The organism is Streptomyces sp. NPDC004667 (genome assembly GCF_040609475.1).
Lineage (GTDB): Bacteria > Actinomycetota > Actinomycetes > Streptomycetales > Streptomycetaceae > Streptomyces.
Map to the genome: position 1 here is coordinate 1 of NZ_JBEXKC010000002.1, position 14491 is coordinate 14491.

General features: G+C 72.8%; 14 protein-coding genes. 7 read left to right on the forward strand and 7 right to left on the reverse strand.

Annotation, left to right across the window (positions count from 1 at the left end):
• Positions 1–1084 precede the first annotated feature (1084 nt).
• Together ABZW32_RS01100 and ABZW32_RS01105 are read right to left on the reverse strand one after the other, a co-directional pair.
• Positions 1085–1534 (reverse strand): hypothetical protein, encoded by a 450-nt coding sequence (locus ABZW32_RS01100; RefSeq protein ID WP_356209551.1) that lies wholly within the window; start codon positions 1532–1534, stop codon positions 1085–1087.
• Positions 1534–1923 carry a DUF6325 family protein gene (locus tag ABZW32_RS01105; RefSeq protein ID WP_030232533.1) on the reverse strand — a complete coding sequence of 130 codons (390 nt, stop codon included), beginning with the start codon at positions 1921–1923 and terminating at the stop codon, positions 1534–1536. Before ABZW32_RS01105 ends, ABZW32_RS01100 begins: the two co-directional genes overlap by 1 nt.
• A gap of 97 nt (positions 1924–2020) precedes the next feature.
• Here ABZW32_RS01105 and ABZW32_RS01110 point away from each other — a divergent pair, with 97 nt between their 5' ends.
• The 3 genes from ABZW32_RS01110 to ABZW32_RS01120 are packed head-to-tail and all read left to right on the forward strand — an operon-like array spanning position 2021 to position 5377.
• Positions 2021–3400 (forward strand): FtsW/RodA/SpoVE family cell cycle protein, encoded by a 1380-nt coding sequence (locus ABZW32_RS01110; RefSeq protein ID WP_356209554.1) that lies wholly within the window; start codon positions 2021–2023, stop codon positions 3398–3400.
• Positions 3397–4857, forward strand: a complete 1461-nt coding sequence (locus ABZW32_RS01115; protein ID WP_356209557.1) for a penicillin-binding transpeptidase domain-containing protein — start codon at positions 3397–3399, stop codon at positions 4855–4857. Before ABZW32_RS01110 ends, ABZW32_RS01115 begins: the two co-directional genes overlap by 4 nt.
• Positions 4858–4900: 43 nt before the next feature.
• Positions 4901–5377, forward strand: coding sequence for a DUF3291 domain-containing protein (locus ABZW32_RS01120; protein WP_356209560.1), 477 nt, complete (start codon positions 4901–4903; stop codon positions 5375–5377).
• Positions 5378–5411: 34 nt separating this feature from the next.
• Here the strand turns inward: ABZW32_RS01120 and ABZW32_RS01125 are convergent, their stop codons facing one another.
• Positions 5412–6527 carry a ferritin-like domain-containing protein gene (locus ABZW32_RS01125; protein WP_356209563.1) on the reverse strand — a complete coding sequence of 372 codons (1116 nt, stop codon included), beginning with the start codon at positions 6525–6527 and terminating at the stop codon, positions 5412–5414.
• A 160-nt stretch (positions 6528–6687) separates the two neighbouring features.
• Here ABZW32_RS01125 and ABZW32_RS01130 point away from each other — a divergent pair, with 160 nt between their 5' ends.
• Genes ABZW32_RS01130 through ABZW32_RS01140 form a run of 3 tightly spaced genes read left to right on the forward strand, consistent with a single transcriptional unit; the run spans position 6688 to position 8637 of the window.
• Positions 6688–7617 (forward strand): diiron oxygenase, encoded by a 930-nt coding sequence (locus tag ABZW32_RS01130; protein WP_266842279.1) that lies wholly within the window; start codon positions 6688–6690, stop codon positions 7615–7617.
• A 26-nt stretch (positions 7618–7643) separates the two neighbouring features.
• Positions 7644–8357: a helix-turn-helix domain-containing protein gene (locus ABZW32_RS01135; RefSeq protein WP_356209566.1), complete on the forward strand. Its 714-nt coding sequence runs from the start codon at positions 7644–7646 to the stop codon at positions 8355–8357.
• A 10-nt stretch (positions 8358–8367) separates the two neighbouring features.
• Positions 8368–8637 (forward strand): hypothetical protein, encoded by a 270-nt coding sequence (locus tag ABZW32_RS01140; RefSeq protein WP_356209569.1) that lies wholly within the window; start codon positions 8368–8370, stop codon positions 8635–8637.
• Positions 8638–9249: 612 nt separating this feature from the next.
• Here the strand turns inward: ABZW32_RS01140 and ABZW32_RS01145 are convergent.
• The 3 genes from ABZW32_RS01145 to ABZW32_RS01155 all read right to left on the reverse strand — a co-directional run bounded on the left by ABZW32_RS01145 (position 9250) and on the right by ABZW32_RS01155 (position 12072).
• The gene (locus ABZW32_RS01145) at positions 9250–10476 is read right to left on the reverse strand and encodes a HAMP domain-containing sensor histidine kinase (RefSeq protein ID WP_356209571.1); all 1227 of its coding nucleotides are present in this window, start codon (positions 10474–10476) and stop codon (positions 9250–9252) included.
• Positions 10473–11219 (reverse strand): hypothetical protein, encoded by a 747-nt coding sequence (locus ABZW32_RS01150; protein WP_356209573.1) that lies wholly within the window; start codon positions 11217–11219, stop codon positions 10473–10475. Before ABZW32_RS01150 ends, ABZW32_RS01145 begins: the two co-directional genes overlap by 4 nt.
• A gap of 217 nt (positions 11220–11436) precedes the next feature.
• Entirely contained in the window at positions 11437–12072 is a 636-nt protein-coding gene (locus ABZW32_RS01155) for a hypothetical protein (protein ID WP_356209574.1), read from the reverse strand.
• A 187-nt stretch (positions 12073–12259) separates the two neighbouring features.
• On the opposite strand from ABZW32_RS01155, the gene ABZW32_RS01160 reads away from it, so the two are divergent.
• Positions 12260–13060: a nuclease-related domain-containing protein gene (locus ABZW32_RS01160; protein WP_356209577.1), complete on the forward strand. Its 801-nt coding sequence runs from the start codon at positions 12260–12262 to the stop codon at positions 13058–13060.
• Between the two features lie 207 nt (positions 13061–13267).
• On the opposite strand, the gene ABZW32_RS01165 is transcribed toward ABZW32_RS01160, so the two are convergent.
• Positions 13268–14464, reverse strand: coding sequence for a Ku protein (locus tag ABZW32_RS01165; RefSeq protein ID WP_356209579.1), 1197 nt, complete (start codon positions 14462–14464; stop codon positions 13268–13270).
• Positions 14465–14491 lie beyond the last annotated feature (27 nt).

A 14491-nucleotide genomic window follows, 5' to 3' on the forward strand; every position in this document is an offset into this window, starting at 1 on the left:
TTCGCGATGGCCTTCGGCCACCCTTGACCGACCGTCCCGCCACGGAATGCCAAAGACTGTCGGGAAGCCCCCAGGGAAACGGCCGGGAGGGAAGGGCAGGCAGGGGGGTTCATCAGGGATGCGCGAGCCCTCCCCGCCTGGCCAGACCCGACACACGGGCCCATGTCCATCGGTTTCCGGGCCGGGTGCCGCCAGACCACACGAAACGGCGACCAGACCGCCCGGCCATGACATCAGGACGGCACACGCGTCAGATCGCTACGCGCTTCACTCGGCAAAGCGTCCGACGACCGTCTGGGGCTGGACATAGGCCGCCCAAGACGGCCGGTTTGTCTGCTTGGCGTGCGACTGACGACCGGCAGAGCCCTCCAAGCACCCAGAAAGGCCACCAAGGGCCACCGAGGACCGCCGATGGGTCCCGAAGGACCGCCGATGGGCCCTGGTGGGCGCCGAAGAGGTCCCGAAGGGCCCCTTCGGGACCTTCCCGCACCCGAGAGACGTCCTGCCGGACTCTGAGGACGACTTTGTCGTCCTCAGAGTCCGGCAGGGCGCGCCAGCACCTCTTCAGGGCCCGTCCAGCGCCCCAAATGGGACAAACAATCCGTGCTCGCTGGGACAGACAACCCGCGCTCGCGTGGGGGAGAGAGCCCCCTGGACCGTGGGCGGCTTATGTCCAGCCCCAGACGGCCGCCGGACGCCAAGCCGAGTGAAGCGCGTAGCGATCCGGCGCGTCTGCCGTCCCGAAGTCGTGGCTGGACGATCCGGTCGCCGTTTCGTGCGGTCTGGCACGGCCCGCGCCATAGGCCGACAGGCTTCTGGGGCCGGATTGGAGGTCTGGCCGGAGATGGGTCGCACATCTCTGATCCGCCCGCCCCTCCCTCACTTCCCCCGTGACCGTTCTTTTGGGGGTTTCCCGACAGTCTTTGGCATTCCGTGGCGGGACGGGCTGTCAAGGGTGGCCGAAGGCCATCGCGAAGCGACGCGACCGAAGGGAGCGCCCTTGACAGCCCGGCCCGACACGGAAGGACAGTGAGACTGACGGGAAACCCCCATACCCTCCCTGATCCGGGCCGAGTGGGACCCCTCACCCCCGCAGCAGGCGCCCCTTCGCCAGGGTGAACTCCTCCGGGGTCAGGAGGCCCTGGCGGGCCAGGTCGGAGAGTTGGGTCAGCTCGGCCACCAGGGTGGGCCCGACCGCGGGCGGGGGGTGCGGGGGTTCCGCCTCCGTCGGGGGCTCGGCCCGGCCCCCGCCCTCCGGCGCGCCGGGCCCTTCCGGCTCCCGATCCGCCCCCGCCTCGCCCCTGACCCCTTCCTCCAGCGCCGCCTCCAGTTCCTCCGCCACGCTCTCCTCCCCCAGGCCGTTCTCCCGCAAGCCGCCCTCCCCCGCGCCCTCCCCCGCGCCACCCTCCCCCGCGTCTTCCGCCGTCGCCCACTCCGCCGCGCCCGCCGCCCGGCGGAGCAGGCCGCGGAGGAGGGGGTGGCCCGGTGGGCGGGCCGCGGGGGAGACCGTCACGCCGACCGGTTGGATGAACATCACGCCACCTCCACCCGGTCCGCCGGGATCCGGACCGACCCCACGATCCGTCCGCCGGCCGCCCGTACGGCCACCGCCGCGTCCTGCGCCCACACGTGCTCCACCACCAGGAGCAGCGCGCAGCTGCCCCGGTCCAGGAGTTCCGCCGCCTCCCGTACGTCCTCCGGGCCGATCAGCCGTGCCACGTCGCGGCCCGCCAGGAGGCCCCGTAGCTCGACGAACTCGTCGAACTCCGCCGCCATCACCTCGCCCCCGGCCGTCTTCGTCGTGACGAGGCCGTCGATCAGCCGGACCACCCCGGTCTTGCGCAGCCCCATCACGGCCTCGACGGCCGGTACCCGCAGTTGTTCCTCCGGGAAGGCCAGGACGATGAATTCCACAGGTCCCATGCGCCGGGGCTCCCTACTCCTGACCGTTTATGACGACTCTTCGGCACACTATGACATAAGCGGACATACCAGCCCTACCCTTGCTATGTTTCCCCGTATGACCGCTCTGACGGCGAAGGTGACGGAGCCCGCTCCGCCCCCGCCCCCCGATGCCCGTGCCCCCAAGGGCCGGGGCATCGAGCTGACGCTGCTCGCCGGTGCGGTCCTGATCTCCGTGCTGGGCCACCTCTACGTCGGCCTCGCGGACACCGGCCACTTCCCCCGGCCCGGCGGCCGTTACGCCGCGGGCCTCGGCGGCGCCGCCCTGCTCGCGCACCTCGCCGTCCGGTTCCGGGCCTCCTACGCCGATCCCCTCCTGCTCCCGATCGCCGTGCTGCTCAACGGCCTCGGCCTGGTCCTCATCCAGCGGCTCGACCTCGCGACGCCCGGCGAGAGCGGCGCGGGCGACCAGTTGCGCTGGTCGGCACTCGGGGTGGTGCTGTTCGTCCTCGTCGTCGCGGGGCTGCGCGACCACCGCGCGCTCCAGAAGTACGCCTACCTCTCGGTCGCCGCCGCGCTCGCCCTGATGCTCGTCCCCGTCCTCTTCCCGGCCGTCAACGGCGCCCACATCTGGATCCGCTTCGCGGGACTGTCCTTCCAGCCGGGGGAGTTCGCCAAGATCCTGCTCGCCGTCTTCTTCGCCGCCTACCTCGCCGCGAACCGCACCGCGCTCGCCCTGACCGGCCGCCGGATCTTCTGGAAGCTGCGCCTCCTGCCCGGCCGGGTCCTCGGTCCCATTCTGGCGATCTGGCTGCTCAGCGTGGGCGTGCTGGTCCTGGAGCGGGACCTCGGCACCTCGCTCCTCTTCTTCGGCCTCTTCGTGATCATGCTGTTCACCGCCACCGGACGGATCGGCTGGATCGCCATCGGGCTGGTCCTCGCGGCCCTCGGCGCCTATGCCGTCGGGACCCTGGAACCGCACGTGCACAGCCGCGTCGACGACTGGCTGAATCCTTTCGCCTCCATCGAGCGGGGCGAGGGCCCCGGCCAGCTCGCGCAGTCCCTCTTCTCCTTCGCCGCCGGCGGCCTCCTCGGCGCCGGCCTCGGCCACGGCCAGTCCTTCCTCATCGGCTTCGCCGCCAAGTCGGACTTCGTCCTCGCCACCGCCGGCGAGGAGCTCGGCCTCGTCGGTCTCACCGCGATCCTGCTGCTCTACGGGCTCCTCGTATCCCGGGGCTTCCGCGCCGGACTCGCCCTGCGCGACCCCTTCGGGCGGCTGCTCGCCACCGGGCTGGCCTCGATCGTCGCCCTCCAGGTCTTCGTCATCGCGGGCGGCGTGACCGGCCTGATCCCGCTGACCGGCATGGCCATGCCCTTCCTGGCCCAGGGCGGCTCCTCCGTCGTCACCAACTGGATCATCGTCGCGCTGCTGGTCCGGCTCAGCGACAACGCCCGCCGCCCCCGCCCCGCCGAGTCCGAGCGGGAGGGACCCGGATGATCCGCTACATCCGCTGGTGCGCGTACTTCTGCGCCCTGCTGCTCGCCGCCCTGCTGGTCAACGTCGCCCGGGTGCAGGTCTGGGAGGCCGCCGCCTACGGTGCGAACCCGGCCAACAAGCGGCCCGCCGTCCAGCGCTACGCCGAACCGCGCGGGCGGATCCTGGTCGACGGCAAGCCCGTCACCGGCTCCCGCGACAGCGGCCAGCTCCTGCGCTACGAGCGCACGTACGCCGACGGCCCGCTCTACGCCCCCGTCACCGGCTTCTCCTCCCAGACGTACGGCACCAGCTTCGTCGAGCGCGCCGAGGACGCCGTGCTGTCCGGCACCGATCCGGCACTGTCCGCCTTCCCCCTCTGGTACGAGCTCTCGCGCGGGCGCCCCGGCGGCGGCGACGCCGCCACCACCCTGCGCGCCGCCGTACAGGGGGCCGCGTACCGGGGGCTGGGCGGCAAGCGGGGCGCGGTGGCGGCCGTGGAACCGGCGACGGGCCGGATCCTGGCGCTGGTGAGCAGCCCCTCCTACGACCCCGGCCTGCTCTCCGGTACCGGTGCGAAGGTCAAGGCGGCGTGGCGGCGGCTGAACGCGGACCCGGCCAAGCCCATGCTGAACCGGGCGCTGCGCGAGACCTACCCGCCCGGCTCCACCTTCAAGATCGTGACGGCGGCCGCGGCCCTGGACTCCGGCGTGGTCACCGACGTGGACGCGCCCACCGAGACCCCCGACCCGTATCCCCTCCCCGGTACGAACACCCTGCTCCCGAACGCCGGCACGGGCTGCCAGGACGCCTCGATGGCGGAGGCGGTGCAGTTCTCCTGCAACACGGTGATGGCCAAGATCGGGGTGCGGGTGGGCCTGCGCCGCATGGCGGAGGCGGCGGACCGGTTCGGGTTCAACGACGACGGGCTGCGGGTCCCCTCCTGGGTCTCGCGGTCGAACTTCGACACCGACATGAGCCCGGACCAGCTGGCGCTCTCCTCGATCGGGCAGTTCAACACCAAGGCCACCCCGCTCCAGATGGCGATGGTCGCGGCGGCGGTCGCCAACGGCGGCGAGATCAAGACCCCTTACCTGGTGGACCGCACCACCCGGCACGACGGCTCGCAGGTACGGGGCACCGCCCAGCACGTCCTGAGCCGCGCGATGAGCCCGGCCACGGCGCTGCGGATGCAGGAGCTGATGGTGAAGGTCGTCGAGAACGGCACGGGGCGCAACGCCGCCATCAAGGGCGCGCAGGTCGGGGGCAAGACCGGCACGGCGCAGCACGGCGTCGGCAACGCCGGTACCCCGTACGCCTGGTTCATCTCGTGGGCGCGGGCGAAGGGCGCTCCGCAGCCGGCGGTGGCGGTGGCCGTGGTGGTCGAAGACGCCTCGGCGGTCCGGGGGGACATCAGCGGCAACGGCGCCGCGGCGCCGATCGCGCGGGCGGTGATGGAGGCCGCCCTGTCCACCCGCTGAAACACCGTGGCGGCGCGCGGGGCCGGGCTGCTAGCCCTGGGGCATGACCTACGACCTCGGCGGCAACGCCGCCCACGAGCTGGCCCAGGTGAACATATCCCGTCTCAAGTACCCCTTGGACTCACCGGAACTGAAGGACTTCGTCGACGGGCTCGAACCCGTCAACGCCGCGGCGGAGGCCGCCGACGGCTTCGTGTGGCGGCTCCAGGGGGAGGAGGGCGACGCGACGGAGGTACGGATCTTCGGCGACGAGTGGATCATCGTCAACATGTCCGTGTGGCGGAACACCGACGCCCTCACCGCCTTCATGTACCAGGGACGGCACCGGGAGCTGATGTCCCGCAGGCGGGAGTGGTTCGAGCACGTCACGGAGGCCATGACGGCCCTGTGGTGGGTCCCGGCGGGGCAGCGCCCCACGGTCGCGGACGCCGAGGAGCGACTGCTGAGCCTGCGCGAACACGGGGCGACTCCGTACGCGTTCACCCTGCGCACGTCCTTCCCGCGCCCGGACGCGGTCTAGTGCTGTGGCCGGAAGGGTTCACCGGGTCACGGCACTAGCCGACGGCGCTCTCGCCGCCCTCCCGGATGGCGGCCGTCACCTCCGCCACGCGCTCCCGTTCCTCGGCCGCGAAGCGTTCGCGGTCGAGGGACTCGGCCAGCTCCTCGTCCTGGCTCATCAGCAGGTCCAGATTGGAATCGCCCATGTCGAAGACCCCCATGTCCAGGTAGGCCTTCTGGAGCCGCTCGCCCCACAGTCCGATGTCCTTGACGCAGGGCACGATCCGGCTGAACAGCAGTTTGCGGAACAGGTGCAGGAACTCCGACCGCTCGCTGTACTCCTCCGCCTCCCGCCTGGGTATGCCGAAGTTCTCCAGGACCTCCACCCCGCGCAGGCGGTCGCGCATCAGGTAGCAGCCCTCGATCACGAACTCCTCGCGCTCGCGCAGTTCGGCGTCGGTCAGCTGCCGGTAGTAGTCGCGCAGGGCCATCCGCCCGAAGGCCACGTGGCGGGCCTCGTCCTGCATCACGTAGGCCAGGATCTGTTTGGGCAGCGGCTTGTCGGTGGTGTCGCGGATCATGCCGAACGCGGCCAGTGCCAGGCCCTCGATGAGCACCTGCATGCCCAGGTAGGGCATGTCCCAGCGGGAGTCGCGCAGGGTGTCCCCGAGCAGCCCCTGGAGGCTGTCGTTGACCGGGTAGAGCATTCCGACCTTCTCGTGCAGGAAGCGCCCGAAGATCTCGGCGTGCCGGGCCTCGTCCATGGTCTGGGTGGCCGAGTAGAACTTCGCGTCCAGGTCCGGCACCGATTCCACGATGCGCGCCGCGCACACCATGGCGCCCTGCTCGCCGTGCAGGAACTGGCTGAAGTTCCACGCGCTGTAGTGCCGGCGCAGTTCGCCCTTGTCCCGGTCGGTCATCCTGGCCCAGTGGCGGGTGCCGTAGAGGGTCAGCACCTCGTCGGGGGTGCCGAGGGGGTCGTGCGGGTCCACCTCGATGCCCCAGTCGATGCGCTTGGCGCCGTCCCACTGCTTGTCCTTGCCCTTCTGGTAGAGCGCGAGGAGGCGTTCGCGGCCCCCGTCGTACTCCCAGCTGAAGCGGGCCGAACCGGTGGCGGGGACCTGCCAGACGCCCTCGCCCGGGGCTTTGGTGTAGAGCTCGTGCGTCGACACTGACGCCTCCTCGACTGCCGTACCGGATGCGGTGGTTGGCAGCGTCACACGTTGGTAGACGCGCGGTCAACAAGTCGTGCGCGGGGGATTGACGCCCTTGCTGACAGGCAGTCTCATAAGAGGTGACCGCAGGTAACCCGACCGCGAGGTGCCCGAAGCCATGACGACAGTGACGGAACGAGCCGCGCTGAGGGACGCCCTCGGCCTGCTCAAGGACCGCGAGCAGATCGCCGAAAGACTGCTCGAATCCTCCGCGAAGCACTCCTTCGACCCGGACCGCGAACTCGACTGGGACGCCCCGCCGATCGAGGGCAAGTACTACTGGCCCCCCGAGCTGCTCTCCCTCTACGACACCCCGCTGTGGAAGAAGATGGGCGAGGAGCAGCGCATCGACCTCTCCCGCCACGAGGCCGCCGCCCTCGGCTCCCTCGGCATCTGGTTCGAGATCATCCTCATGCAGCTGCTGGTCCGCCACATCTACGACAAGTCCCTGACCAGCAACCACGTCCGCTACGCACTCACCGAGATCGCCGACGAGTGCCGCCACTCCATGATGTTCGCCCGCATGATCCGCGAGAGCGGCACCCCGGCCTACCCCGTATCCCGGGTCAACCACAACCTCGCCCGCATCCTCAAGACGGTGTCCACCACGCCCGGTTCCTTCGCCTGCACCCTCCTCGGCGAGGAGATCCTCGACTGGATGCAGCGCCTCACCTTCCCCGACGAGCGGATCCAGCCCCTGGTGCGCGGAGTCACCCGGATCCACGTCATCGAGGAGGCCCGCCACGTCCGCTACGCCCGCGAGGAACTGCGCCGCCAGATGCTGACCGCCCCGCGCTGGGAGCAGGAACTCACCCGGATCAGCTGCGGAGAGGCCGCCCGCGTCTTCTCCCTGGCCTTCGTCAACCCCCAGGTCTACGACAACATCGGCCTGGACCGGCGCGAAGCCGTCGCCCAGGTCAAGGCCAGCGGACACCGCCGGGAGGTCATGCAGACCGGCGCCAAGCGGCTCACCGACTTCCTCGACGACATCGGCGTCCTGCGCGGGGTCGGCCGCCGGCTGTGGAAGAGCTCCGGCCTCCTGGCCTGAGGGGTGTCGTCGTCTACCCTGCGTGCATGACCGTACGCGCGTACCGCAGGCTGAGCGTCGAGGAGCGGCGGGCCCAACTCCTCGACGCGGCCCTGTCGCTGTTCGCGCACCGGGCACCGGAAGAGGTCTCCCTCGACGACGTCGCCGAAGCCGCCGGGGTCTCCCGGCCGCTGGTCTACCGGTACTTCCCGGGCGGCAAGCAGCAGCTCTACGAGGCCGCCCTGCGCTCCGCCGCCGACGTCCTCGAACTCTGCTTCGCGGAACCCCAGCAGGGCCCCCTCACCCAGCGGCTCTCCCGCGCCCTCGACCGCTACCTCGCCTTCGTCGACGAACACCACACCGGCTTCTCCGCCCTCCTCCAGGGCGGCAGCGTCGTCGAGACCTCCCGCACCAGTGCCACCGTCGACGGCATCCGCCGCGCGGCCGCCGACCAGATCCTCGTCCACCTCGGCGCACCCGCCCCCGGGCCGCGGCTGCGGATGATGGTCCGCACGTGGATCACCGCCGTCGAGGCGGCCTCGCTGATCTGGATCGACGAGGGCCGGCAGCCGGACGCTGGCGAGCTGCGCGACTGGCTCCTGGACCAGTTCATCGCCCTCCTGACGGCCACCGCCGCCACCGACCCCGAAACCGCGGCGGCGGCCCGGGCCGCCCTGGCCCTGGAGTCGTCCGACGGGCCCGTCGGGGTCCTCGCCCGCCGCGTGATCCCGGTGGTCTCCGAGGCGGCCCACCTGCTGTGACACTGGTGGGGTGAGAAGCGAACCGACCCCCTTCGAGGGCGGCCCGATGGACGGCCGGGTCCTCCCGATCCTCCTCGGCCCGACCGGCCACCCCCCGAAGTGGTACGAGATCCCGGTCCCCGCCCCGGACGGCGGCCCCCCGACGGTCCTGCTGTACGAACGGGTCCCGTCGGGCTACACGAAGCGGCTGGGCCTCCAGAAGGGCTGGAAGTACGCCTTCGCCCCGACGGGCCGCAAACCGAAGCTCCGCTGGCCCTGGACCAAAACCCCGAAGCCGTAACCCTGCGGGGCTGCAGGTGTGCGGGCCGGCCCCCGGCGCCCGTCCACCGGCGGGACCGCAAGCCCCTGGGGCTCCGCCCCGGACCCCGCGCCTCAATCGCCGGCGGGGCGGGATTGTGCCGGCGGTGGCCATCCGCCTGCGGGCCGGTTGCCGGGGGCCAGCCCCCGGACCCCCGCGCCTCAAACGCCGGCGGGGCTGAGTTTTGGCTGCGGAGGCTGGATTTGCCGACCGCAGCCGTTCGGGTGCAAGCCCGTTGCCGGGGGCCGGCCCCCGGACCCCACGCCTCGAACGCCGGCGAGGCTGAGTTTGCCTGCGAGGGCTGGACTTGGCTGCGAGGCCTGGGTTCGGCTGCGAGCGCTGGATCTCGCAGCCGGGCTGAGTGCGGCTGCACGGCCGGCAGACACGCACGAGGCGGGCGGCGAAGCGGCCGGGGGCGGGGACGGGGTGGGGTGTTGGCCGGGACGTAAAACGTGATTTGTTGGCGCGCGGTGCCCATACGCACCGCAGCTCCGGACAGGGCGCCATAAATCATGCAGTCCCGGACGACACCCCACCCCGGCACCGACCCCGGCCACCCCCGACCCCGGCCCCCCGGTACCCGCCCGGCCAGGGCTACGGCAACCTCAGTACCGCCAGCGCCCCGCCCCCCTCCGCCCCCCGGAACTCCAGCCCCGCGCCGATCGCCTCCGCCTGCCCCACCGCGATCGTCAGCCCCAGACCGTGCCCCTTCCCCCCGCTCCGGAACCGCTGCGGCCCGTGCGCGAGCAGGTAGTCCGGATACCCGTCCCCGTGGTCCCGTACGGTCACCACCGGCCCGTCCACCGTCACCACCACCGGCCCCCGCCCGTGCTTGTGCGCGTTCACGACCAGGTTCCCCAGCACCCGCTCCAGCCGCCGCCGGTCCGTCTCCACGTGCGCGTCCCTGACGACGACGACCTCCGTGTCCGTCCCCGACGCCCGCACCACCCTCCGCGCCAGCCGCGCCAGCTGGTGCAGGTCCGTGTCCACCCGCTCGCTCCCCGAGTCCAGCCTGGAGATCTCCAGCAGGTCCTCGGTCAGCTGCCGCATCGTCCGCACCCGCTCCCGCACCAGCTGCGTCGGCCGCCCCTCCGGCAGCAGCTCCGACGCTGCCTGCAGCCCGGTCAGCGGCGTACGCAGCTCGTGCGCGACATCGGCCGTGAACCGCTGCTCGCTCAGCAGCTTCGCCTGGAGCGTGCCCGCCATCGTGTCCAGCGCCCCGGCCACCGTGGAGACCTCGTCCTGATGGCGCGAGGGGTCGGTCGTGCGCCGGTCGCCGACCCGCGCGTCCAGGTCGCCGCCGGTGATCCGCCGGGCGACCGTCGCCGTCTGGTGCAACCTGCGCGTGACCCGGGTCACGGCGAAGGCCCCCACCAGCAGCGTTCCGCCGATGGCCAGCATCGAAGAGCCGATGATGGCGTTGTCCAGCCCCCGGATCGTCCGTGCGCTCTGCCCGTAGTCGATCGAGGTGGCCAGCGCCCGCCCGTCCGCCGGGGCGGCGGCCCACATCACGGGCTCCCCCAGGCGGTCCGCGACGACGGTCGCCCGCTGCCCGCTCACCGCCAGGGCCCGCAGCTCCGGCGGCAGCCCCCGCGGATCGATCCCCGCATCGGGTGGCAGGGCCTCGCCCGCCTCGTAGGCGCGGGCGGCGTCGTGCAGCTTGGCCAGCGCCTTGTCCCGGGCGGTCGCGACGGTCTGCCGGGTCACCTCGGCGTGCACGAGCAGTCCCAGCACGGCCGCCAGCGAGCAGCACATCACCACGATGAAGCACGTCGACTTCCAGGTGAGCGTGGCCGTCCAGGCGGGCAGCAGCCGCCTCACGGCGTGCCCCCGGGGCCCGTACCGGCCCCCGTACCCGCCGTCGCGGACGGCCGGGGCGACGGCGCCGCGGCCACCCGTACGATCTGCTCCCGCGTCGGCAGCATCGTCTTCTGCTTCTCGTCCCAGGACCAGGCGGTGATCAGCTCGTACCCCGGGTTGCCGCTCGGCGCCCGCAGGATCACGTCGCGTCCGGCCAGTTCGACGGCGATGACGGTCTGGGTGGTCGCCATGATGCGGTTGAGCCGGCCGTCGGGGTCGGCCGTGTAGACGCGTACGGACATCATCTTGTCCGGGAACTCGATGCCCACCACGACCTCGTCCTTGCCGTTCCCCGTGAGGTCCCGGTAGTACGGCCGGCGCACCGGACACCGACCCGGCTCCTGGCCCGGGGTCCCGCACGCCCTGATCGCCGCGGCGGTCTCCGCGGGCATCCCGTCGGCCCCGGTCACCGTCCCCGGCCGCGCCCGCAGCTCCGCCTGGACCAGAGCCACCGGGTCGACGGCGCGCACGTCCTGGTCGACGACCCGCGGCAGGCCCTGTACGTACTCCGGCGGCGCGCCCCCGGGATCGGCGGGCGGCACCGCGGCGCCCACCCGCTCCGGCCACAGGTGTACGGGTCCGCTCGCCGTCGGGGTGGGCCCGGCGGCCGCGAGCCCACCGGTGTTCCCGCAGCCCGCGAGCAGCGGCAGCGGCAGCAGGAGCCCGCACAGGGCGGCACCCGCGCGCGACGGCGGTATTCGCACGGTGACGGGCCCTCCTCTGCGTTGCGTACGATCGACTGCGGTCGAAGCAACCTTATGCAGAGGTACGTCCCTTTTGCCGCCCTGTCCGCGGTACGGACTCCCCGGCGGCCGCACCCGGCGACACCGCGTCGGCCACCCGTCGGCCGCGATCAGCGGTGACCGGCGGTGACCGGCGGCGACCGGTGGAACCCGGTGGAACCCGGTGGTCCGGCCCCGCTCAGCCGTCCGTCCGCCCCCGCCGCAGCATCGCGAAGCCCAGCCCGGCCGCTCCCACGGCCGCGATCCCGCCGCCCGCGGCGAGCAGCAGCGCGCCGTCGCCGGGCCCGTCGGCCAGCGTGTTCAGCCGCAGGGTCTGCGCGGTCCCGGTGCCCGTGCCGGTACCCGTACCGCCCCTCCCGTCGCCGTCCTCGACGGAGGCGGGCAGCACCCGGCCGGCACCCCCACCGCTCCCGTGCCGGGTCCCGGTCTTGTGCCCGTCGCCGGCCACCGCGTGGGAGCCGTCCTGCGGGCGGGTCTCGCCGACCCAGGAGGACAGCCGCCCGTCGGGCAGCAGCGCGGCGTGCAGCTCGCCGGACCCGCCGACGCCGGTGGTTCCGTCCCGGCTGGTCAGCGTGGCCACCGTGGTGCCCGAGCGCATGATGTCGGCCTGGTACGCGTCCTTGGCGAGGCGGTACACCTTCGCGGTCGAGCGGCCGTCCGCCAGGGAGATGCTCTTGACCAGCGTCCGCTGCGCCCCGGACGCGGCCGGCCTTCCCTCGGCGAGCGCCGTGGCCGCGGGCAGCGCCAGCAGACCGGCGACACATGCGGTCACGGCGGCGGCGCGAACGGTCGAGCGGCGGCTGACGGTGCTCACGGGGATCCTTCGGCGTCGGTCAGGGAGGCCCGGAGGGTCCGGGCGCCATAAAAATAGGCGCCGGCCGTTGCGGGGGAGCGCTGTTCTTGTAACAGGCAGGCCGCAAGGAGCCGACGGAGCTGTTACACAACGGAGGGATTGCCGTGGGCCGCCCCGGCTGCTCCCATGGACGGCGGGGGTGAGGCCGATGAGCGGACTCAAGGTGCTTCCGAGCGGCCGGCCCGGCCGCGGCCGGCTCTACGTCAACGGTTCCGACGGCCACGCGGTGGCCTGGTACGACCGGCGGACCAACCGGATCAGCGTCCTCGCGGACGACCAGCGCGCGGCGGTCCTGGCCGCCCTGCGCCCGTACTTGAGCGGCGACTGGACCATCGGGCCGCCGCCGGTCCCCACTCCTGCCGAACTGCTCCGGCTCACCCTCCCGCCCGACCGGGACCTGGCTCCGAACCGCCCCGGCGAGACCCTGCTCGGCGAGCTCGCGTACGGATCGCCCGGCAGCCGGGCCCGGCACCGGATGCGGCAGGAACTCCAGGCGCGGCAGCGGATCGGGGCGGAGTTCGACGCCCTGGAGGAAGAGGACTGGCGGGCCCTGCACGACGTCCCGCTGCAGGGCCTCGGGATGCTGGACCACCTGCTCATCGGGCCCCCGGGCGTGTTCGCCGTCCGCACGGTCCCCGGGCGCCGCCAGCGCGCCCAAGTCGGCGACCTGCTGCTGACGGTGGGCCGCGCCGAGCCGCGTCCGGACCCCCGCTGGATCCGCAGGGCGGCGGCCCGCGCGGCCCGGGCGCTGACCGCCCAGGTCACTCCCGTCCTGGCCCTCGCGGACGCCTCCCGGGTCGACGTGGCCCCGACGGTCCGGGACATCCTCGTCCTCCAGCCCGCCACCGCGGCCGCCGTCCTGACGGCCGCCCCCGCCACCCTCAAACTCCCGGACGTGGAGGCCCTCTTCACCCTGGCCCGCACCCACCCGACCTGGTCCACCCCTTAGGCCGGGCCTCCCTAGGCCGGGCCTCCCGAGTCCGGGCCTCCCGAGTCCGGGCCTCGCGAGTCCGGGCCTCGCGAGTCCGGGCCTCGCGGGCCGACCTCCTCAGGCCGGGCCTCGCGGGCCGGGCTCCTCGGGCCGGACTCCTCGGGCCGGACCTCTGGGGCCGACCTCCTCAGGCCGGACCTCTCGGGCCTCCTCGGGCCGGACCCCTCAGGCCGAACTCCGCTTGCGGGGCGCCGCCTTCTTCGCGGCGGCGCCCGCGCCCGTGCCGGAGGCCGAAGCCCTGCCGGTCCCGGCCGACTTGGCGGCCGAAGCCGATTTCGTGGCCGAAGCCGATTTCGCGGTGGAGGTGGACTTGGCCGTCCGGGTCCGGGATCCGGACCCCGCGCCACCCCCGGACCCGGCCGCGGCGGCGCCCTTGGCCGTGGCGGTGCTCTTTTTCCCCCCGCCCCCGGACTTCGCCCCGGCCGCCGTCCTCTTCGCCGCGCCCGTCGACGCCGTCGACTTCTTCCCGCCCACCGCCTTGGGCGCGGGAGCGCTCGCCGCCGGCGCCCTGCGGCCGCGGATCGGCGTCACCTCCGCCGGAGCCCCGGACTCCGCGGACTCCGCGGAGTCCCCGGAGCCCCCGGCCCGGGAGGCCCTGGCCGCCCGTACGCTGCTCTCCAGCGCCGCCATCAGGTCGATGACCTGGCCGCCGGCCGGCTCCACCACCGCCTCCGTCGGCTCGAACCCCTCGCCCGTCTTCGCCGCGAGCATGGCCTCCACGGCCTCGCGGTAGTCGTCGTGCAGCGAGGCGATCTCGACCTCGCCCAGGGTGGCCATCAGGGCGTCGGCCAGGTCGAGTTCGGCCTCCCGTACGGTCACCGACGCCTCGGGGGCCACACCCTCCGGCTGCCGGATCTCGTCCGGCCACAGCAGCCCGTGCATGGCGATCACTTCGTCGACGACCCGCAGCATGCCGAGCCGCTCCCGCCCCCGCAGCGCGTACTTCGCGATCGCCACCTTCCGGCTCCGCTTCAGCGCCTCCCGCAGCAGCGTGTACGGCTTCGCCGCCGTGGCGCCGTTCGCCGCGAGGTAGTAGGCGGCGTCCATCTGCAACGGATCGATCTCCTCGGCCGGCACGAACGACACGATCTCGATCGTCTTCGCGGTCGGGATCGGCAGCCGCGCCAGGTCCTCGTCCGTGATCGGCACGATCGACCCGTCGGCCTCCTCGTAGCCCTTGCCGATCTCGGCGGCCGGCACCTCCTCGCCGTCGAGTTCGCACACCTTGCGGTAGCGGACCCGGCCCCCGTCGCTCACATGGATCTGACGGAAGGAGATCGAGTGGCTCTCGGTGGCGTTGACGAGCTTGATCGGAATGCTGACCAAGCCGAAGGAGATCGCCCCGTTCCAAATGGATCGCACGGTTCCTCCTGATTCGTGGCAGTCTCA